Annotated in this window: 16 protein-coding genes; 13 read left to right on the top strand and 3 right to left on the bottom strand. The window is 37.3% G+C overall.

Features of this window, described 5'->3' with window-relative positions; all coding sequences use genetic code 11:
* Window positions 1-336, bottom strand: a complete 336-nt coding sequence (locus BC008_RS13905; protein ID WP_027845681.1) for a hypothetical protein — start codon at window positions 334-336, stop codon at window positions 1-3.
* A gap of 656 nt (window positions 337-992) precedes the next feature.
* On the opposite strand from BC008_RS13905, the gene BC008_RS13900 reads away from it, so the two are divergent.
* Window positions 993-1,364, top strand: coding sequence for a LapA family protein (locus tag BC008_RS13900; protein WP_036267455.1), 372 nt, complete (start codon window positions 993-995; stop codon window positions 1,362-1,364).
* Between the two features lie 229 nt (window positions 1,365-1,593).
* Here the strand turns inward: BC008_RS13900 and BC008_RS13895 are convergent, their stop codons facing one another.
* Window positions 1,594-3,087, bottom strand: a complete 1,494-nt coding sequence (locus BC008_RS13895) for a CIA30 family protein (RefSeq protein ID WP_027845680.1) — start codon at window positions 3,085-3,087, stop codon at window positions 1,594-1,596.
* A 1,913-nt stretch (window positions 3,088-5,000) separates the two neighbouring features.
* Between BC008_RS13895 and BC008_RS13890 the strand changes: the two genes are divergently transcribed.
* The 11 genes from BC008_RS13890 to BC008_RS52080 all read left to right on the top strand — a co-directional run bounded on the left by BC008_RS13890 (window position 5,001) and on the right by BC008_RS52080 (window position 20,187).
* Window positions 5,001-6,257, top strand: a complete 1,257-nt coding sequence (locus tag BC008_RS13890; protein WP_027845240.1) for a glycosyltransferase family protein — start codon at window positions 5,001-5,003, stop codon at window positions 6,255-6,257.
* A 205-nt stretch (window positions 6,258-6,462) separates the two neighbouring features.
* Window positions 6,463-7,647, top strand: coding sequence for a glycosyltransferase family protein (locus tag BC008_RS13885; RefSeq protein WP_321170076.1), 1,185 nt, complete (start codon window positions 6,463-6,465; stop codon window positions 7,645-7,647).
* A gap of 135 nt (window positions 7,648-7,782) precedes the next feature.
* Window positions 7,783-9,024, top strand: a complete 1,242-nt coding sequence (locus tag BC008_RS13880; RefSeq protein WP_058183603.1) for a glycosyltransferase family protein — start codon at window positions 7,783-7,785, stop codon at window positions 9,022-9,024.
* A gap of 124 nt (window positions 9,025-9,148) precedes the next feature.
* Window positions 9,149-10,342, top strand: a complete 1,194-nt coding sequence (locus tag BC008_RS13875; protein WP_027845242.1) for a glycosyltransferase family protein — start codon at window positions 9,149-9,151, stop codon at window positions 10,340-10,342.
* A 102-nt stretch (window positions 10,343-10,444) separates the two neighbouring features.
* Window positions 10,445-11,539 (top strand): glycosyltransferase family 2 protein, encoded by a 1,095-nt coding sequence (locus BC008_RS13870; RefSeq protein ID WP_036267110.1) that lies wholly within the window; start codon window positions 10,445-10,447, stop codon window positions 11,537-11,539.
* Between the two features lie 220 nt (window positions 11,540-11,759).
* Window positions 11,760-13,124, top strand: coding sequence for a histidine phosphatase family protein (locus BC008_RS13865; RefSeq protein ID WP_058183602.1), 1,365 nt, complete (start codon window positions 11,760-11,762; stop codon window positions 13,122-13,124).
* A 221-nt stretch (window positions 13,125-13,345) separates the two neighbouring features.
* Window positions 13,346-14,452: a glycosyltransferase family 2 protein gene (locus BC008_RS13860; protein WP_027845243.1), complete on the top strand. Its 1,107-nt coding sequence runs from the start codon at window positions 13,346-13,348 to the stop codon at window positions 14,450-14,452.
* 173 nt (window positions 14,453-14,625) lie between these two features.
* Window positions 14,626-15,603, top strand: coding sequence for an aldo/keto reductase (locus tag BC008_RS13855; RefSeq protein WP_058183601.1), 978 nt, complete (start codon window positions 14,626-14,628; stop codon window positions 15,601-15,603).
* Window positions 15,604-15,896: 293 nt separating this feature from the next.
* Complete coding sequence (locus BC008_RS13850; protein WP_027846843.1) at window positions 15,897-17,060, top strand: mandelate racemase/muconate lactonizing enzyme family protein; 1,164 nt, start codon at window positions 15,897-15,899, stop codon at window positions 17,058-17,060.
* Window positions 17,061-18,035: 975 nt separating this feature from the next.
* The gene (locus tag BC008_RS13845; protein ID WP_153009583.1) at window positions 18,036-19,778 is read left to right on the top strand and encodes an iron uptake porin; all 1,743 of its coding nucleotides are present in this window, start codon (window positions 18,036-18,038) and stop codon (window positions 19,776-19,778) included.
* A 283-nt stretch (window positions 19,779-20,061) separates the two neighbouring features.
* The gene (locus BC008_RS52080; RefSeq protein ID WP_268768217.1) at window positions 20,062-20,187 is read left to right on the top strand and encodes a hypothetical protein; all 126 of its coding nucleotides are present in this window, start codon (window positions 20,062-20,064) and stop codon (window positions 20,185-20,187) included.
* Here the strand turns inward: BC008_RS52080 and ltrA are convergent.
* Window positions 20,174-21,907, bottom strand: coding sequence for a group II intron reverse transcriptase/maturase (gene ltrA / locus BC008_RS13840; protein ID WP_058183600.1), 1,734 nt, complete (start codon window positions 21,905-21,907; stop codon window positions 20,174-20,176). The genes BC008_RS52080 and ltrA overlap by 14 nt on opposite strands.
* Between ltrA and BC008_RS50480 the strand changes: the two genes are divergently transcribed.
* Window positions 21,812-22,060 (top strand): hypothetical protein, encoded by a 249-nt coding sequence (locus BC008_RS50480; RefSeq protein ID WP_201026123.1) that lies wholly within the window; start codon window positions 21,812-21,814, stop codon window positions 22,058-22,060. The genes ltrA and BC008_RS50480 overlap by 96 nt on opposite strands.
* Window positions 22,061-22,762 lie beyond the last annotated feature (702 nt).

The following is a 22,762-nucleotide window of genomic DNA, read 5'->3' as shown; positions in this document are numbered from 1 at the left end:
TTATTCCAGCTTGGAAACTCGCTCTTCCAGTTGTTTCACATCTTCCTTAAGTTCAATTACCAAGTTTGCCAAATTCTCAAACATATCCCCACGTTGTATCTGTGAAGATGTTGATTTTTGAACAGTTGGGTCAGAAGGATTACTTGGTATTTTTATACCTCTTGAGCCAAGTTGTGATTCTATTCGGTTGACCCGCGACTCCAAACGGGAAAGGTCGAACTTTAAATTATTTATGCGAGATTGAAATTGTTGAGATGAGACTGCTTGAGAAATCCATCCACCCCAAACAAGCGATACTATTATCGCAGCTAATATTAGTAACCCTACTTTTCTCATCTGTTAAGCTCCACAGAAATTTAAAAGTTATCAATAATTTTTCAGGGCTAATTTTTGAGTGTTAATTCTTGAGTGTTAATTCTTGAGTGTTGATTCTTGAGTGTTAATTCTTAAGTGTGAATTTCTGAGGGGGAATTTTTCAAGTATTAATTTTTGAATATTTTTCTATTTAAATCTTAGTTAAATATTTAACAACAACATGATTCACTAAAATTAAAGTAAAAAATCATAATTCCCTATATTTGGCTAGTCTCTAACTCGACTCAAAACTATGACGAAAAGTTATAACCACACCTCACTTGTAATATTATATCTAATAATTTCCAAAACTCTCACCCTTGACAATAATCAATAATTAAGTTTGATTTGGAAATCAGGTTCGGGTTATGAATGCTCAAAATAAAAATTGCGCCCCTAGAAATTACAAGTTATGGTATTACTTGTGTTTTAGCGATTTCTAAATTATCTGTGCGCCTTTATCCAAAATTTAATGAGCGTTATGCAGCTTTTAATGAAAGCTAAAATGGGGAATGGTTTCTAATCAATTAGAATCCTTCTATGCTTAGACGAGTCTGAAAAAAGTTTTGGGTCAAAACTAAGAAAGACTCTTTTCAATTCAAGTTTTGCAACCGCTATCGACTATTTAGAGGTATTCAGTGCTACTCATCAACTTGGCGATTATTTTTATTATTTGTTTAGCCTTATCTTTCTTCTCCATCGAAAATCCAGAATATGCACAGGTTACAATTTTTCCCGGTTTACAAGTGCATGCTCCAATCGCAATTGAATTGATTGTTGCTAGTGGATTGGGTGCTGTTTTGGCTTGGATGCTCAGTTCCTGGATCCAATTACAACGATTTATAGCTTTTAACAGTACTATTAGCAAAAAAGATAATCGTATTAAAGAGTTAGAAAAAAAAATTGAAGAATTAGAAAGTAAACTGGAAGAATCACAAGCAGAAATTCAATCTTTACAACCCGTTCTTCCTCCATCAGACAACGCAAAACCAACTCTTGCTAATTCCTAGTTTTATCAAAACAAAAACTCAATACTAGAAAACAGGGAAAGAGGAAGAAATCATTACCTTTTTCCCTTGTTTATTTTGCTCGAAAAATTTTGGAGGAAACAGGGGGACAGGGAACAGGAAATGAAAAACAAAAAGTGTTTTCAGAAATATGGATTGAACGTAGTACAGATTTTCCTTCCCATAACTTCCACATTTGTTCCCAAAACAGTTAATTCACCTGGAGTAGAGCTTACTCCCGCGAATCGGGTTGAAGTCCTGAAAATAAATCCTTCCAATCGACATTACTGGTAGTATTTCCTGATTGTTTAACCTCAAAGGTAACATTACGGGCTTCAGGTTGTTCTAAAGCTTGAACGCAGATTTCGGCGATATCCTCCCGGGGTACTTTACCAGTAATGTTATCCCCTTGGTCAAAAATTAATTCTTGTCCTCCTGCTTCCTCTGTTAAAGCACAAGGTCTAATTATTGTATAAGGTATTCCGCTTTCTCTTAAACTATCTTCCCCTTTTAATTTCCAAGTGAGAATTCCCCCGAGTTGGTCATTTAATTTGACTGCTGGTGGTTGTTCGTCTAAATTAATCCCAGGTCTTCCAGGACGGGTTACACCAGCGGAACTAACAAGCACAAATTGCGGTAAATTACTACCATAGGCTTTAATAGATTCAATTTGTAAATTGAAACTGCCAGGTGAGAACTGAGGATTTAATTGACCATCATATTCAAATTTACTCAGCATTAATTGAAATGATGAAATCTGAGTTTTGTCAATTGGTGGATAGTCATTTAAGGTTTTTGCTCGAAATACTGGAATCATTTCTGAAAATGGAATGCGAATTGTAGTCCAAATATTTGGTACGGTGTTAAAAGAGAATGAATAAGCAGTTCCATCCCATTTTGTATCTGCTCTGAGAAGAAACTTGTAACGTTTACCATCTCCCTTGAGACGTAAATCTATCCCTTGATAGCCCGATAGATCGAAAGCTGGGGAGAAGTTTTTAGTTCTAACAGAAGCAAATCCTCCAGAATTCGCTGTCGAGACGTTTCCCGTGAATGACGCAGTATTTTCTATCAAGCGAATATTACTTTCACTGACTCCACCCATCACCACATCATCTAAAACACCCCAAATATTTTGAACTTGAATTTCTGTCGATGGATTGGTAAAGTCAAACAAAATTCTATCGTTTGATGGAGATAGATATTGACCTGCAGCAGTTACTAAATTCTTTACTCCCCGGTATTCCACATTTTCTGGAGTGTCACCTACTATTTCTGGTTGATAGAATTTTACACCCTGGTAATATTTATCGCGTTTGGATGTATCTCCCTCTACCGGTTGTACTCTAACAGCAGTACAGCAGATAACTGCTTGTATATTCCCTGCCACTCCATAAGTCAAGGTTTCTGGCTTAGTAATATCTGCGATCGCTAGATCGACATCATCACCAAGAATTGAGCGGGCTTTATTCAGGTTTCGCACCAGACACCGCACCTGGTAACCTCGATTTACGAGCTTTTGTACGACTCGTTTCCCTACACCTCCTGTTGCACCTGCAACCAAGATTACACCCATTTGTTTACTCCCATTGGTTTCTTTCTTATTATCCTGGGATTTACCTTTAAAAAAATTCTGTATGCAACTCCAGAATGGAATAATCTCAAAATAGTCAAGGGTTTTTATAAATCTACCAAAATCCCATGTTTCGCGTTTTTTTTCGGTCATATCACAGCCCGCAAAGCCAATAACAATTTCCTTTATTTTGACACTTTCAGACCTGTATGATGCTCGGACCTTACAAGGGACCGCTCGTGTAATACTAAGCTAAATCCGGGTTAATTAACCATTTTTAGAATGAGAGAGGGAAGTGTGGGAGGTATGGGAAGTGTGGGGGATATCCCAAAAAATATAAAGCRATTTTAAAAATCGGATTTGGTATAAATTTATGTTGATGCTTATCAAGTCAACGAACATAAATTCGAATTCCCCTCCAAAAGGATAATTGCAAAAGGGTGATTATTGCTTAGCTTTCTCCAGAAGTAAGTGTTTATTTTTAAACGTAAACTTACTTTGTTAATCTCGAAGGTAAGAATATCTATTATATAGGCAAACATCAAGATAGCAGATACTATAGATTAGTATCTATGGTTAGTTAAAATATTGGATGAATTAATAGATAGAAAGAAAAACTTCACCTTAAGATATAGATTTTCGACTTTCAATATATTTTATGCAAATAAGAATATACTTATACTTCTTGTTGAAGATAGATTATTTCCCAAAGAAATATATAATACCTTTAACAAACTTGAATTAAATCAGAATATTTTATCAAATGACCAGCAAATATCAATCTAAATAAGTTTTATTAGTTATGTTGTGACAAATTAAACTGCTTTGGTAAGTATTCAGAAAAGCCAAGCAAAAAGTGCAAGCATTTGAGAAGTAGCACATATCATACCTATGGTAGATATCGGGTAAAAGAACTTAGAAAAAATTAGAGGCAATGAAAAAATAAGGCGAATAAATCATTGGCATAGGATAATTCAATGAATTAATATGATATATTGACGATGTCAAGGCATGTGCAGATTTACTTCTATTCCCGGATATACGCACATTTCATATCTGTTTAATTTGCGCTCAATGCTGTGACACAACTATGTGACTAGTTATGAAATTTGTGTAAGCGATAGAAGTACTTCTTATCAATATATTTCACACCAATATATTTCATCTCAATAGCTACAATCGCTTACAGTTCAACCATTGATAATTTATGAATGCGAAATTTTAGAAATTCGACTTGATGATAAGTAATGGAGGATTATAATCAGTTATATTTCCAGGCTTCAAAGAGAGGGCAGATCCAGACAACGCAAGATTAACAAATTAGTTGTATCATTAAGAAAAAACAGAAAGATTCAGGTATAACAGAGTTAATGATACAAGAGGTTGCTTTTTTTTCTTCCTCAAATATCCGAACATTTAAATAACTAGTATTTTGGTAGGCTTGAGAGTTAATCGGCTATTTTCATAGCTCTTAAAATTACCTATATTTTGCATGCAATTAAGTTTATTCTGTGCAAAATAGAAACAACGCGATACAAGTAAACTAACGCCGTTATAAAGATTTCAGGTTCTGCTAATTATCTTTCAAATTTAATTTTTTCGCGTTGCTTATTTTGAAGGAAGTTAATTTATCAAGCTCTCAACATAAAGACTATTTTGATTAAGTTGAAAAATAATATCGCATTTAATATTAAGTACTCTAATAGTAACTATTTGTTTGCCAACTCGTCAGTATGTATTTTCAAATTAATCTAAACGATGTTGCACATAGATTTTATCGGTGAATCAAATATAGTTTGAGTGACGGTAAAAAAAGTTGATAGATAATCATATATTTTCTAATATTTTTTATGATTACTACTTTAAAAACCTCATTCAAACTATTAACAATCAGATGACTTTCTCAAGGATAAGTATGAAAAAATGAATGGGGAATGTATAGCCTTATCAAAATTAGGATTTACCATAAAAATGACTAATGTAAATCATATATTTTTTCAAGAAAATAAATGTGAAACTATAAAATTACTCGATTATCAGTTCATAAAATTAAATGAGGAAAAACTATGAGACTGATGGTTTACTCTCACGATACATTCGGTCTCGGAAATATTCGCCGGATGTTAGCTATTTGTAAGTATTTACTTGATTCAATTCCAGATATTTCCATTGTTTTAGTATCCGGTTCTCCAGTAATCCATAGCTTTCGATTGCATCCACGTCTCGATTACATCAAACTTCCTTGCATTGGGCGCGATCAAGAAGGAAAACTATCAGCAAAATATCTACGAACAAGTACGGAAAAAACCATAAGGCTACGTTCTGAATTAATTAAAACAACAGCCGTTCACTTCAAACCAGATTTATTGCTTGTGGATAAAAAACCCTATGGTTTGCAAAATGAATTGAAGGAAACACTAACCTATTTGAATGCTTGTAAACCCGAAACCAAGTTAGTATTACTTTTACGCGATATCTTGGACCGCTCAGAAGTTACGATATCCGAGTGGGAAAAGAATCAATACTACCAAGCTATTGAGTGGTTTTATGACCGAATATTAGTTGTTGGAATGGCTGAGGTATTTGATGTAGTTAAAGAATATAATTTCTCCCAAACAATTGTCAAAAAAGTAAAGTTTTGTGGTTATATCCGTAGAGAACTAGGACTTAAATCTGGTTCTACTATCCGTAAAGAACTACAAATCGAGCCATCAGAAAAATTGGTTCTTGTGACTCCTGGTGGAGGTGAGGACGGTTATCGTTTAATAGATACTTATCTCCAGGGTTTCAGTTCTCAGACTTCTCATACTCGTATCAAGAGTCTGATTGTCTCGGGTCCAGAAATGCCATTTTCTCAAAAAGAAGCATTATCTCGAGTAGCTAAAAACAATCCAAATTTTAGGATTTGTGAGTTTACAGATGACATTATCAGTTATATGGAAGCCGCTGATACCATTGTCTCAATGGCTGGTTATAACACTATTTGTGAGATTTTATCTCTAAGCAAGAGAGCCGTGGTTGTTCCTCGCACTCAACCAGTGCAAGAACAGTTAATTCGCGCTCAAAGAATGAGTAGTTTTGGTTTGTTTAGATTTATTCATCCAGAGAGTTTAACTCCAGAGAATTTACTAGAAACTGTTGTAGAACAACTTAATCGCACAAGTAAGCATCTTCTTCCTTTATCCTGCTTAGATTTAGACGCATTACCTAGAATAGAACAAGAGCTTTCTCAACTATATTTTGGCAACATGGCGTGGAAACCGAGCCCAATGGAGCGCAAAGAAGAAGATTTACAACATCTCATCTTAGGAAGTATCAACTGAATCTCACACTTTTTTGCGAACTACCCTCACTTGCTAATCGTACGTGTCAAATTAGATGAAAAATTTCTCATAAAAGTTTCATTAAAGGTTCATTGATAAACAAGAAGCTGTAAAAAGAGACACTTGTGTAGTGGAACTTGTGTAGTCTAGCGGCGAGTAACATAAACACTTTAGGAAGGGAGTTCAGAGTCGAATGAAAAAGATTATGTTCTACTGCCAAAATCTTTTAGGTATGGGTCACCTGGTCCGGACTACAGAAATTATTCGTAATTTGGTTAAAGACTTCAAGGTTTGTTTAATCGATGGAGGACAAATTGTAGAAGGATTTCAAATGCCGGAGGGTGTAGAAGTTTTGCACCTTCCGGCGATTAGAGCAGAGGATAAGGAAATAAAGGTAGTCAATAGTTCTCATACCCTTGAAGAGGTACGAGAAATCCGTAAGCGTAAGCTGATAAAAGTATTTGATGACTTTCAACCTGACTGTTTAGTCACCGAAGGATATCCTTTTAGTAAGAAAAAGAGCCTAGGATTTGAGTTAGTTCCACTGCTTCAAAGAATAAAAGCATCAGGGGGAGGCACCAAGATTGTTTGTAGCCTCCGAGATATTATCATGGTGAAGCAGTATGGAGACAGGGCAAAAGCTGAGAAGGAACGATGTGAACTAATGAATCAGTATTACGATACGTTACTAATTCATTCAGATCCAAAACTTCATCGTTTGGAAGAAAACTTTTCTCTCACCGGAGAGCTTGAATGTCAAATTAAATACACTGGTTATGTAGCGCAATCATCGCCCGAAAGTATAGAATTTACCCTAGAAGACATCGTCAATCTCAACCGTCAAGAACCGACGATATTAGTAAGTGTAGGTGGAGGTCGGTTGGGACATGACTTACTCGAGTGTGTAATTGATTCCGCTGCAATTATTGATTCACACTTACCCCATCATATCCAAATTTTTACCGGGCCTTTTATGCCTGAAGAAAAGTTTACCCATTTCCAGAATTTAGCCGCTGATAAGTCTAATATTACTCTTCAACGTTATACTCCTAATTTACTTTCCTACATGGAAAAAGCTAGGCTTTCAATCAGTTTAGGGGGTTATAACACTACAATGAACGTCCTCAAAACAGGCGTAAATTCAATGATTTATCCCTCTAATAAAGATAGCGAACAGAGAATTAGAGCCGAAAAATTAGAGCAGTTAGGTATTCTCAGTGTAGTTCGTCCAGAAGACTTACAAGCTGATATTTTTGCTCAGAAAGTAATAGAACGTTTGCAAATATTACCTACAACCAGTGCTTTTGGAAGACTAGAACTTCAAGGGGCGCAGAAAACGGCTCAAATATTGAAAGATTTAGTTCAGTCCAAAGTTGCGATCGCAGCTTAGTTTTTCCCGGAAAAAAAAGGGAAATTATGGGAAGTCATTATTAGAAAGCATTACAAGTTAATATCGCACAGAACCGGACTGAAAGATGAAAGAAGGCTGAATTCTAAAAACCGCCAAACTAACAATGAAATAGCAATGAAAAAAATAATGTTTTACTGTCAGAACCTGATGGGTATGGGTCATCTGGTTCGCAGTGCAGAAATTATTCGTAGTCTAGTCACACAATTTGAAGTTTGTCTGATTGATGGGGGACCCATCGTCCAAAATTTTGAAATTCCCAGTTCGGTGAAAACTATTCGCATTCCAGCTTTAAGAGTTAGAAATCGCAATCTTGAGGTGGTAGATAATAACCTAAACTTGGAAGAAGTTAAAGAGATTCGCAAACATAGACTTCTGCAAATACTTGATAAATTTCAACCTGATTGTTTAATTACAGAAGGTTATCCCTTTAGTAAGGGTAAACTTGCTTTTGAGCTAATTCCTCTTTTAGAAAAAGTCAAATCAAGTAAAGGACGTACTAAAGCTGTATGCTGTGTTAGAGATATTGTTCTATCAAAAAATTATTATCAGGATAAAGCCAAATTAGAAATAAAAAAACGTGACTTAATGAATCGGTATTACGATCTGTTACTGGTTCATTCAGATCCAAAAATTCATAAATTAGAAGAAAATTTCTCCTTAACAGGAGAGATAAAATGTAATATTAACTACACGGGTTATGTTGCCCAATCACCTCCAATAAATTTACCTCCTACTGCTGAAGATATTGCTGGTCTTAGTAACAAGGAGCCCATGATTTTAGTAAGTATTGGTGGTGGTAGATTTGGACACGAACTGATTGAAAAAATCTTAGATGCAAGTACTATTTTAGAGAAATTCTTACCCCATAAAATTCAAATATTTACCGGACCTTTTATGCCGGAGGACAAGTTTTTAGAACTGCAACAATTAGCAGCTAATAAGAATAATATTAACTTCAGAAGATATACAGCGCATTTACTTTCTTATATGAGGAAATCAGCGCTGTCAATTAGTTTAGGTGGCTACAACACCACAATGAATGTTCTGAGAACTGGTGTTAATGCCATTATTTATCCGTCAAACGACGGTAGCGAACAAAGAACTAGATCGGAAAAATTAGAAAAATTGGGTATTCTTGATGTTCTTCGTCCTGAAGATTTACCAAGTGAACGCCTAGCACAAAAGATTATTACTTCTCTTCATAACAAAAGAAATATAGAAATTTTAAATTATGTGGAATTACAAGGTGCTCAAAATACCACAAAGTTTATTCAAGAACTACTAAAAATTGAGTCAGTTAATCCTAGTGAAGAAAGCAGCTTTAAGTGGGAAACAGAGCACAGTCTATCTATTTAATTAATTAATGACTTCAAAAGACTTTAATATTTGACATTTATTGGTTTATTTTCTTCTCAATTAATTTTTTATCGGCTCATAGAATAAAAAGTAAATAAGGCTAGGGAAGTGGGGATTGGATTGCATGAAAAAAAAGATTTTATTTTATTGTCAATATCATTTGGGGATGGGACACCTGGTTCGGAGCTTGGAGATTTTACGCTCCCTGGCTAAAGATTTCCAAGTTTGTTTTGTAAAAGCTGGGTGGGAAGTAGAAGGTTTTGAAGCCCCAACAGGGGTACAGGTAGTTACCCTTCCCTTACTATTATCGGAAAATCGCCAGGTTAAAGTAGCAGATAGCTCTCAAGACCTTGAAGAAGTAAAACAAATACGCATAAATAAGTTATTGCAGGTCTTTGAGGAGTTTCAACCCGATTGCTTAATCACTGAAGGTTATCCCTTCAACAAACATCAGTTTGAATTTGAGGCTATTCCACTTTTGGAAAGAATCAAAGCAACGGGAAGAAAAACTAAAGTAGTTTCCAGTTTACGCGATATTGTGATGGCGAAACACTACGATAATCGAGAAGCTGTCACCGATAAAATTTGTAATTTGATGAACCAATATTTTGATTTACTTCTGGTTCATTCAGACCCAAAATTTCATAACCTAGCAGAAAGCTTTTCTCGAATTAAAGAAATTCAAAGTTTAATAAAATATACTGGTTATGTTGCTCAGTCACCTTCAGAAAATCCGCTACTTACTGACGAAGATTTAGCAACTCTTAATTTGAATAAACCAACTATTTTAGTTACTATTGGTGGGGGACAATTAGGACATGAACTGTTAGAATCTATCCTGGAAGCTAGTCCATTTATTAGTAAATCTTTACCACATCAAATAATTGCTTTTGCTGGTCCTTTCTTCCCCGCAGAAAAGTTTCTGAAACTACAAGAAACCGCAGCAAATCAAACTAATCTAACTTTGAGAAAGTATACTGCTAATTTAATTCCTTATATGGAGAAAGCAGAACTTTCCATCAGTTTGTGCGGCTATAACACCACAATGAATATTCTCAGAACAGGTGTTAATTCCATGATTTTCCCTTCTAATAAAGATTGGGAACAAAAAATCAGAGCAGAGAAGTTAGAAAAACTCGGACTTACTGAAATTATTCATCCTGGAGATTTGAATCCCGAGTCTTTGAGTCAAAAGATTATCGCCAATCTAAATAAACGAGGTTTTGTGAATACCTGCGAACCAATCGAACTTCAGGGAGCACAGAAAACATCCAGTTTATTGCAAGAGTTTTTGGAGAACGCTGTTGTTGCTGTGTAATTTACCAGGTAACAACTTTAAGAACATCAAATTAAGTCAAATCGATTGCTTTTGGTCACCAAAAGACCTAGAAGAGCAAAAGTTATCAAAAGGAGATTGGAAATGGAAGTATCTACAAATGCAAAGCCAAATGTAACTATTGTTGTAGTACCACGGGAGCGTTTTAGCTATACGCGCGAATCTCTCGAAAGTATTTACCAAGATACAACTTGTCCCTTTGAGTTGGTTTATGTTGATGGGGGTTCTCCAAAATATATTCGACGTTATTTACAAGCACAAGCGCAAGAAAAACAATTTAAATTAATTAGGACCAATCACTATATCTCTCCCAATCGCGCCAGAAATATTGGACTGAGTGAAGTGAAAACTAAATATGTTGTTTTTATTGATAATGACGTCCTTGTTAAACGAGGTTGGTTAACTTCCTTGGTAAAATCTGCGGAAGAGACAGATGCGATGGTAGTTGGTACCCTTACCTGTCTAGATAAACCCTTGCACGAAATAATTCACAATGGTGGTGGGGAAACTTATATAGATGTAAGAGAAAATAATGGTAAGGTAACTCGCCATGGGGTACAAAATAGTTATCTCGAAGGAAGAAGGGTAAATAAAATACCTGAACAACTCACTCTCACTGAATGCGATTTTGTTGAATTACACTGCGCCTTAGTTCGGACTGAATTGTTTGAAAAAACCGGACCCTTTGATGAAGAACTGCTCAGCACCCGCGAACATATCGACTTATGCTTAACAGCAACTCATAAAGCTGGTGGTAAAGTTTACTGCGATCGCCAAAGTATAGTAACCTATATTACAGGACCCCATTTTGATTGGTCAGATGTAACTTATTTTATGTTGCGTTGGAGTGATGCCTGGGATATGGCAAGCTTCGAACGTTTTCGTCAAAAATGGGGTTTGGAAGAAGATTGGTATTTTGAAAAGCGGTATTATCGCTTGGGACGTCGTCGTTATCGGTCTTTGCTCCGGGCTGCAATTACTCGCTTTCCTTGGAAAGAGCACAAGCCTTGGTTTGCAAATTGGCTTAAATCAACAGAAAGAATGGTCAACGGTTGGATGAGTGACATTTATGCCCTTAAGCACAGCTACGCTCGTCACAGCATTGGTTTAAGGAAGAAGCAAAAGGTTAAAGATACTGAGAATTTCAAACCTTTGGTTACATCATCTTCAGTCTCTTAGATTGGGTTGAGAATATCTCCTATATCTACCTTCTGTAATTGTTTATGGGTAATTGGTCATGGGTAATTGGTAATTGGTCATGGGTGATTAGTGATTCGTAAAATGTGCTCTGTGTGCGCTTCAAAGTAAGTAATTACGTAAACACAAGGCTTTGAGATATTTCAAATTCAGATAGGTGGCTGATTTAAATCCACCTTGATTAGTTAAGGAGAACATACTTATGCTTTGGGAATTAAATAAATTAAGAAGCGATTTACCAACACAGAGCTTTTACGGAGATACTCCCGGAACCCGTATCATTCTGGTGCGTCACGGTCAAAGTACTTATAATGCTCAGGGTCGTCATCAGGGTAGCAGTGATGAATCTGTTTTAACACAAGCAGGTATTGACAGCGCCCAAAAAATAGGTGTTTCCTTAAGAGGGATGACAATTGATGCTTTATACGCAAGTCCCCTGAAACGAGCCCAAGAAACGGCTAGGGAAATATTAACTACCATGGGTCTTTGTGCTGATGACCTCAAGGTAAATGCTTGTCCTTGGGATTTACGAGAAATTGACTTGCATGGATGGCAAGGTTTACCGTTGCAGTATGTGCAAGAACAGTTTGCTGATGATTATCGTTGCTGGAGACAGCGACCCCATGAGTTTCGTATGGAAGTTGTCCCCAATCAGTCTTCATCAGTTAACCTCAAGCAATATTGTTTCCCCGTTCTCGACCTATACGAAAGAGCACAAAAGTTTTGGGAAGAGATACTACCCCACCATGTGGGTCAAACCTTATTATTGGTTGGACATTCTGGGATTAACCGGGCTTTGATTGCAACAGCGCTTGGTTTAACACCCGATCGCTATCATGCTATGCAACAGTCTAACTGTGGAATCAGTATCTTAAATTTTCCCGGTGGCGATTGCTTCGCAGATACCCAAAGGGCTTATCCTCAACAAGTACAAATAGAAGCTTTAAATCTGACGACGCAACTGGGAGAAACTCTACCCAAACCCAAGGGAAATTCTCAAGGTCTCCGCTTGTTACTAGTTCCTTCAGGAGATACCGACCCACAAAATGTCAATCCACAAAATATCAATCCACAAAATATCAATCCACAACCAATTCAAAAGTTAGCTAAATTCCTAGAGAAAGTTTCCATTGAATTTAGCATTAGTGGAGATATTGGTAATTCCCAAATACTCGCAGAGCAGATTCTACAATATCATCGAGCAACAGTCCAACTGCAAGTATTACGAGAAGATTTTCCCCAGATTTGGCAAAAAACTATTGAGGCTAAGAATTCGGTATCAAGCTCAAAGTTCACAAGTTCGGACAGATTGGTAACTGGGTTAGTAGTTGCTCGCACTTCCATTATTAAATCTCTCATCGGTCAGGTACTTGGCTTGAATTCAGACGAACTGTGTAATTTACAGGTTTACCGGGAAACAATTAGTGTAATTCATTACCCTTCTTCGCAACAGCGTCCACCAATGCTCCAAGCAATGAATATTTCCCCTGGAGAGCAAGCAATAACTTCAATACCTGATTCTTCAGTTTCCAGTTCTTCTTTTATGGCTTCTAGCACGCTCAATTGATTGGGGATTAGGGATTAGTAATTTTTGAATTACGCTTGATCGGGTTAGAAATTTTTTATCTTCGTCAATGAGCAATTTAAAACTACAAAACTTAACTTATAGCGGATTGCAAGTAAGTGAGGTACAGCCAAAAAGCTAGAAGTTATATGTAAAACAGGTTTCACTCCTGACTCCTGCTATAAAACTTAAAACAACAAAACTAAACAGTGGAGATATCGAAAATGACTCAACCAGAAGTAACTCTTGTTGTTGTACCACGGGAACGTTTCAGCTATACTCAGCAGTCTCTGGAAAGTATTTATGAAAATACCGACTATCCCTTTGAGTTAGTTTATGTTGATGTCTGCACTCCCAAGCATATTCAGCAGTACCTCCAAGAAAAATCCCAAGAAAAAAACTTTAAATTAGTGAGAACGCCACACTATGTTTCTCCCAACCAAGCAAGAAATGTAGGTTTGCGTCACGTTACAACTCAATATGTTGTTTTTATAGATAATGATGTAGTAGTTAAACGTGGTTGGTTGACAAAGTTAGTTGAATGCGCTGAAGAGACTGGCGCAGCAGTTGTTGGACCCCTAACCTGTCTGGGACAACCGGAACACCAAGTAATTCATAACGCCGGTGGAGAAAACCGCATTAAAATTAAAGAAGTAGACGGCAAACCCCAAAGGTGTATACGTCAAAAGACTTATCTCACAGGGGAACATGTGGTTAATGTACCCGACGAACTCAAACGAGTGCAATGTGAATACGTTGAATTTCACTGCATGTTAGTTCGTACAGAAATATTTGATGGTACCGTCCAAATTGATGAAGGAATGTTGGCGACCCGCGAACACATTGATTTCTGTTTGATGGTATTAGAAGCTGGCGGTACCATTTACTGCGAACGAGATTCCGTGATTACCACTGATACCCTGGGAATTAGTAAGAATCAAAAAGGTTTGATGGCATTGACAGGAAGCATACAAATACCAGATTTTGAATGGTCAGATCTTCCCTATTTCATGTTACGGTGGAATGATGCTTGGGATTTAGCAAGCTTAACTCACTTACGTGGTAAGTGGAACCTTTATGAAGACAAGTATTTTCATAAGCGCTATAAGGGACTTGGAGGTCGAAGACGCGAGATTTTAATCAAACCATTAGTTCGTCGTCTAACTTTTGGCAAAGGTAGTCCTTGGTTAGAAAAAATCTTGAGTTCTTTAGAAACACGATTTAACCATTATTACTATAAACGTTATATCCAAAAACTACCCCAAGCAAAACAAGCTCAAGCAGCAGAGATGCTTCAGTCTGTGGAAGTACTTCAGTCAGCTATGGTTTAGAGGGGATTGGGGATTGGGTGATGGGTAATGGGTAATGGGTAATTGGTCATCGGTATTAGTGATTTGTGACCCCTGTCTCCTGACTTCCGTCTCCTGAATTCTGACTCCTGACTTCTGACTCCCGTATTGTGACTTTTGATTTTTATGTATTTATTCCCTAGGAGCGATTGAATATGCTTTACAGAAATTTTGGTAGAACTGGGTTTAAAGTGTCTGCTATTGGTATGGGTACCTGGAATATCGGTAATCAATGGGGTAACATTGATGACGGTACTGCTTTAGCTACTATACGCAGTGCATTTGAAAATGGAGTTAATCTATTCGATACAGCGGAAGGATATGGCATCCCACCGGGATTATCTGAAATCCGCTTAGGACAAGCTTTAACTGGTATTCGTCAACAAGTATACATAGTTTCTAAAATTGGTAGTTGGGGAAGACGTGAAGGTAATCCAATACCTAAGGATTCGCCAGAGAATATTCGTCTTTGTGCCCATGCTTGCTTATATCGACTCCGTACAGATTGGATCGATGTAATGCTTTGTCATGAAGGCAGTATTGAAGATCCTAGCATTTACCTAGAAGGGTTTGAGATGCTCAAAGAGCAAGGTCATATCCGAGCTTATGGTATTTCAACCAATGATTTAGAAGTACTGAAGAAATTTAACGTCAATAATACTTGTCAAGTACTGGAAATTGACTATTCACTATTGAATCGCAAGCCAGAATCAGAAATACTACCATACTGTCAAGAACATGGAATTGCGGTCATGATTCGGGGACCTCTGGCTAAAGGTTTACTTTCTGGAAAGTATTCTACTGATACAGTTTTTACCGATACTATCCGTTCTAAATGGCATAAAAAAGAAAAAGCTCAACAAAAGTTAGAAAAAAATATCGCTAAAGTAGAGAACCTAAAAACTGTTTTCCCGTCTCAACAAGAAATGGTTACAGGAGCTCTCCGCTACGTAATTTCTCACCCCGTACAACCAGTTGCAATTCCTGGAGCAAAGTCTCCCGAACAAGCTGCAATTAATGCGATCGCAGGAGAAAAACTTTTGTCTGTAGAAGAAAGAGAAAATCTGCACAAATGCATGGAAAATACTTCAGCATCATCTGATAGTGTGCCAGTTACAGCAGCCGCAGGATAAATCTATTTTAGGGTAACTTTATCAAAGTCATCTCGGGTTCCTACAGATAAAATATACACCATTGGTTATAGTCATAAGGGCGCACATAGGTGTGCCCATACAATTTCTATTTGGGTTATACTCAACTTATATCGCTTCACTTTGCTGCTTAAAGTTTGAAAAAATTGAAAAAATATCCCAAATTAAATCTAGTCGAGCAATTGAGTACATATTGAAACTTAATGGCATATTAAAGTGTGTTTGTGCTGAGAGATTATATCGCCATTCATTAATCACCATAATCTATTTTCCATATGAACCAGGTATTAGAGATAGCTCCAATCCTTACAGAGAAAATTTTTACATCACCTGTAAAGATTGCAAAGATCGAATTACTGAAACTAGATTACAGAATCGGCGATCGAGAAATATACTTTGTTCGTAGCGTTTCAAGTGATGGTGCAGTTGGGATTACGATCGCTCATAAATACAAATATGTCCAGAATTTCTATCCTATATTGCAAAATTTAGTTATTCCTTATTTTATCGGTAAAGATGCACGTAAACTGGAATCATTGATTGATGGTGTTTATCTATTTCGTCGCAACTATAAGTTGGGGGGATTACCGTTTTGGTGCTGCGTTGCTTGGGTTGAGATGAGTTTGTTAGATCTATTAGGAAAAGTTGCAGGTAAATCTGTAGGACAAATTTTGGGTGGAGTACTTCGACCAGAAATTCCTATATATCTCTCCAGTTTACGGCGCGATACCACCCCAGAAAAAGAGGTTGCATTTGCACAAAAACGTATTGAGAAAACTGGAGCAAAAGCAATAAAATTCAAAATTGGCGGACGAATGAGTAATAATGTGGATGCTGCTCCCGGACGTACGAAAAATTTAATTTCCCTCGCTCGTAAAACCCTTGGTGATTCCATCGCAATTCATGCAGATGCTAATGGCTCTTATGATGCAAAAACAGCGATCGAGGTGGGTAGAATGCTAGAAGCTCATAATGTTTCTTTTTTTGAGGAACCTTGTCCGTTTGAAGAACTAGAAGAAATCAAACATGTTGCTGATGTTTTATCGATGTCAGTTGCAGCAGGGGAATTGGAAACGAGTTGGTCGCGGTTCAAATCCATGATTCGACAACGTACTATTGACATCGCTCAACCGGATTTAATTTTTTATGGTGGGTTTATACGTACAATTAGAGTGGCACGTCAAGCTGAAAAAGCAGGTATCTTCACTACGATTCATAACCCAGAACGGGGACCAGGAATAAATTATCCGCTTCACTGTGCTTCATGCATTCCGAATCCCTACAAATATCATGAATACAATGCTAAATCCCTTAAAGAGACGGACTGGTTTGCACCCGTACTCAAACCTGAAAATGGTGTCATTAAGGTTCCCCAAGAACCTGGTTTGGGAATGAGTTTTGACCCGAAAATACTACGAGAAGCAAAAGCATTTTTATGAGTAATGAGTAATGAGTAATACCAATTTCAAAAGACACCGCTACACATCAATTTCTTGAATCTGTTTCTTGTTCCTTTTTATAAACGTTCGGCTTGCCACATTCTAAGTGTAGCAATACTAAAAAAGCATAAAAAACAACCGAGTAGTAAAAAAACTTTAGATTAAGATTTGAGGGTTCAACAATCGAATTGATTACTATTTTTGTTTTGTGGTTTTAGAGTATAACTAAATAGGGTCTGCTGAATAACTTTAAAACTCTTATCTTGTAGGCTTTTCAAGCTATTTTTGTGGGAAAAAGTGCAAGAGAATAAGCGTATAAAGGTTAAAAACCTTGCATTTGCAATTTTTTGGACTGCAAAAAATTTGAAAAAATAGGGGTAAAACTATTCCCTGTTCCCCATTCCCTGTTCCCTAACCCCAGCACAGGACTTTTTTAACAGCAAGCCCTAAATATTTTTTTACACTTATAAGATTTGACTTTGAGATTATATCTCAATAGTTTTGAACTTATTTTTTCTCTGATTTTGTAATCTTTTTATCTTCACTATTTTTTGATAATTTATTTTGATGGTTTATTTTAATGATTTGCGAATTACAAAATGGAGAATATACTGTCTCCAGTATTTATTGGAACTGATAACATAAATCGAATCATTTTATTTATTGTCACATACTTGAAAAATCGGTAACTAAAATAATTATTAGTACTAAATTATTGTCAACAGAAAAATAATATTATTTCATAAATATAGAAATTTCGTACTATATGATTTTTAGATAATTTTTGAGATATTAAAAAAAATTGATATTCCCAAGTACAATTTCTGTATCGTAGTTACACTATTTTTAATTTATTTTTGACAAGACACATCTCAAACACTTATTTTTCATAATATTTGATTTGCGTTATTAATTCTAAAATTGTAGGCTAAAAGTCATTTGAACAGGTGGTTTTGGTGTTCCCGGAGATGTTTAATGTACCAATATTATTTAGTGGAATGGATGTCAGCGATTTCTCCAAAGTTCGTATCTCAAAAATCTACATTTTTAAAATTAGTATCTAAAAAATTCCTAACTCAAAAGTCCATATCCAACAAAATTACCAGACTAATTCAAGTTTTTATTGTTACTTCCTTGATTTCAACTGCTGGTCATAGTAATGTTGCTGCATTAGAAATTGAGAAAATTTCACAAGTAGACTACGATCGCAAAAAAATAAGTCAAAGCGATCAAAATAATCGTGAAAATAATCCTGGAAATAATAAACAAAAACTAATACCCGTTTCTCAATTATCAGATATTCAACCTGGTGATTGGGCGTTTTCTGCGCTGGAATCTTTAAATCGCCGTTATAATTGTTTGGTTGGTTATCCCGATGGTACATATCGAGGGAATAGATCTCTTACCCGTTACGAATTTGCTGCTGGTTTAAGATCTTGTTTGGACAAGATTAATCAGTTTATTGCTGTAAATACTGCTGAAGCTATTAGAAAAGAAGATTTAGCTACTCTACAAAGATTACAGAAAGATTTTGCACCGGAACTTATTGCTGTAACAGGACGAGTAGATAACCTTGAAGCAAAGACAGCAGAATTAGAAGCTAATCAGTTCAGTACCACTGTCAAACTTTCTGGAGAGGTAATTTTTGCCTTAAGTGGTGCTTTTGGTGAAGAAAGAGCTGATGATAGTGGTGAAGATATAGATGATAATATCACCTTAGGAAGTCGGACGCGTTTAAGGCTTACGACCAGTTTTACGGGTAGGGATCGCTTACGTTTGCGCTTACAAGCAAGGGATACTGCTCGTTTGGAACGGGCTACTGGTACTAATATGGCTCGTCTGGGATTTCAGGGAGATAACGATAATGAAGTGGATTTAACTGAGTTAGAATATCGTTTCCGTTTAGGTCGTAAAACAAGAGTCACAATTCAAGCACGTGGTGGGGGTATTGATGACTTTACTAGGGAACTTAATCCCTTGATTGGAGATTTACAAGATAGTGGTACTGGTGCGACTTCTCGTTTTGGACGGAAAAATCCGATTTTGCGACAGGGGGGTGACGTAGGTATAGGTGCAAGCTACAGATTTAGTGATTCTCTTCGTTTGGGATTAGGCTTCACAATTGATGATGCTGACGATCCCGATTCTGGAATTACCCGCTCCCCCTATGGTGCAATTGTCAATTTGGCTTTTGTTCCTAGTAGAAGATTTGGCATGGGTTTCACTTATGTGCGATCCTTTGATAGCCTTGATACTAATACTGGTAGTAGAATAGCTGACGATCCATTTGATGATTTTAGCGAAAGTATAATTGCTAATTCCTATGGGGGAGAGGTAACATTTAGTCCCAGTCGTAATTTTACTATTGGTGGCTGGGTTGGTTTTACTCAGGCTACAGCTAAGGATCTTCCCGGAAATCCCGATGCAGATATTTTTAACTACGCTATATCCTTTGCTTGGGCTGATGTTGGTAGAGAAGGTAATGTTGCTGGCTTGATTTTTGGTCAATCACCAAAGGTGATGAATAATGATTTTCAGATTGGGGGAAACGAGTTTAAGGATCCGGATACATCCTTACATTTAGAAGGTTTTTATACTCATAGAGTTAACGATAATCTATCAATTACTCCTGGTTTGTTTGTAATTCTTAATCCGGAACATAATGATGATAATGATACGATATATGTCGGTACAATACGTACGACTATTGAGTTTTAATGTTTAGGTAGGTATCTAGAATTACGAAGAGTTTTAGCTTGTAGCTTGTAGGGTGCGTTAGGACGATAGTCTGTAACGCACCGCAATCGATATAAATGATACGAAATATTTTTTGTTCTAGGTCGGATTAAAGCTCGTAAGAATTTCTCTTTACCCGAAATTTGAAGCTTGCTTGGAAGGGATTTTGGACGGTGCGTTACGGCTTGTTTTTATTCAAATATCTAAACGCAGCCTAACGCACCCTACTTAATATCCCCGTGAGGGGAAAAGAATTTAAAACTACATGAATTTGAAGCTAATTTGCTCTGCTGGGACGGGTTTAATGGGTGGGGCGGGGATATCGCTACCCCTTTCCCCCCGACAAACCGGACAAGCAAGTTACCCTGCATCCGGCTTTAGCCAATCCTAATGCTTCCAAAAACTGTACTCGATTCATGGTTATTCTGCACAAGCACCTCCTCTTCACGCTTAAGCCCTACTGAGTGTACTTGTCGATGACAGAAGTAATGCATCAATTCTAAATTAGCGTAAGAATCTTTACCACCCTCACAGCGAGGTATTTTGTGATGTTTTTCTATGGGTTCATCATTAAATAATGATTCCCCACAGACTGGACACTTATATCCTTGCTTTTGGGCAAGTTTTTGGTAAGAAGGAATTAGGTTGTGAGATTTTCGTTTTCTTCTCAACTCCCAGTATTCCCTCAATTCTGGGTTATCATAAGAACCATCACCTTTGACTAAGGTGTGCCTCTTGATATTGAACCAACTGAACTTGAAAAGAAACTGACCTGTCCGCTTATCCCCGAACACCCAGTTATCATTTCTGTCTAGGTTTAGTCGTCCCCAGTATTTAGATTTACGCCATCCGGAGCTTTTCTTTGGATGCATTCTTTTGGCGTACCTCTTTTCTCTCACATACATCCATCGATCTAATTTGCGGAATATATGTGAGGAAACCACAGTACGGTAATAATTAGCGACTCCGCGGATAATCGGGTTGAGTTTGCCTATCAAATAATTCACATTATTGCTTTTATTCTCCAGCCAAACTTGTCTGATATTGTTACGTACATTCTGTAAAGATTCTTTACTAGGCTTAATAAGTACTTTCCGACCTAATTTGGTATTTTTATCTTGGTACCATCTGATGTTAAAGCCTAGGAAGTTAAAACCTTGAGTTAGATGAACAATTTTGGTTTTAGACTTAGATAAAGCCAAACCTTTCGTTTTCATCCAGCAGGACAAATCATCAACCGCCCTCAAAGCGTCTTCCTGACTCTTGCAGAAAACTACCAAATCATCAGCGTATCTACAGATACCACGACTACTGATACTTTGACCGTGTTTGTTGTATCTAATATTGAGGGCTGATTCCATACCATGCAAAGCAATATTTGCAAGAAGCGGGCTAATTATCCCGCCTTGAGGTACTCCTTTCGCTGTATCGTGAAAAACGCCCTTATCTACGTATCCCGCCTTTAACCATTTTTGAATTAACTTCCTTGCGGGAAAGTTACCAATGGCTTTAAGTAAGGGGTAGTGTGCAATATTATCAAAACAACCTTCAATATCTGCATCYACCACCCAAGTTTTTGTTGAGTTAGCTTTGGACATTGAATGTATTCTTTCTATCGCATCATGTACCCCTCTCCCAGGGCGGAAGCCGTAGGATGTACGCTCGAACCTAGCTTCCCAATAGGGTTCCAGAGCATTTTTAACAATAGCTTGTAAACACCTATCGATGATGCATGGAATTCCGAGGGGGCGTTGTTTTCCGTTGGATTTACGGATATAAACCCGTTTTACTGGTAATACTTTCCAAGCTAGGCCCATTGCTAGAATATCTGCCAATGTTCCCCTTGCTTTTGGTGTTAAAACTAGTAATTTATCCACACCAGCAGTTTTCTTGCCTGAATTGATTTGTGTGACTCGTCTAATAGAAAGTACAATATTAGAGTAGCTACGCATTAGTAGTTTCTGAAGGTTGCGAACCCTCTTCAAGTCACCGTTTCTGGTCGCCTTGAAAATTCTTTGTCTAAGTCGCCTGACTACGCGGTTGGCATTTTTCCACTCAATGCTGTTCCAGTCCGTAGTCCTTTTGGTTACGTTCACAATTCCAGATTGCATCCAACTTTTCCCAAAAAGTTTGGTTTCTTTACCATAGAATCCAAGGGATTCACTCGCTACACGTCAGCATCCTTTCGGATTGGTCATTTGACCTATCTACCCAGTTATGATTTCCTGTTTACCGTTGGGCGTGGTAGCTTTCGCTTCTTGTAGCGTCTTACACCCACCGGGGAATTCAAGCTGGGTTATTCCATATCTCTACTTACAACGTGGATTCTAGTTGTAAGACCCCGTTGGGGTTACTTCATTTCACACACAAGAGATACAACCTTTCTGAGTTCCTTCTATACACCGGAGGTTGTTCGATGTCCTATATTCCGAGGATAGGGCGGAATATCTAACCTCATTTACCGTTTCAGCCGATTTCGGTAATTCCTCATCACGGTGCCTCGTCAAAGATTCACTTTCGTTAACCCATAAATGGTTTTACCCTAGCATTACATCCACAATTACGGCTCGTAGATTTTACGCATTTCCCTCTAGCTCTGAGACACCATAGTTACCCGTGGTGCCCCTTCGGGCGGGTACTGGTTCAGACATTAACCAGGAGTAGTTCTGAGCTACTCACTCTCATGTGCGACTGACAGTCGCACCCATCCCCGTAAGGGGAGAAGAATTTAAAACAACAGCAAGCAACAATCGAAAAGACGAATGATTACAGTTTCCATCCCCGTAAGGGGAGAAGAATTTAAAACCCTACCCTTCCAGAACCCTTACCACAACTGGATTTGAAACTACCATTTTCGCGGGGGGTCTAACCTAACCACCAATAAATCAAAATTATTGACAACAATTAACCTACACAGCAGTCTCAAAAGACCACATGGTAGACGATTCGCGGGGGGTAACGTAAAA

It is taken from the genome of Mastigocoleus testarum BC008, assembly GCF_001456025.1.
Taxonomy (GTDB): Bacteria; Cyanobacteriota; Cyanobacteriia; order Cyanobacteriales; family Nostocaceae; genus Mastigocoleus; species Mastigocoleus testarum.
Note: the sequence above shows the minus strand (reverse complement) of the source record. Positions and strands in the feature narration are given on the sequence as shown.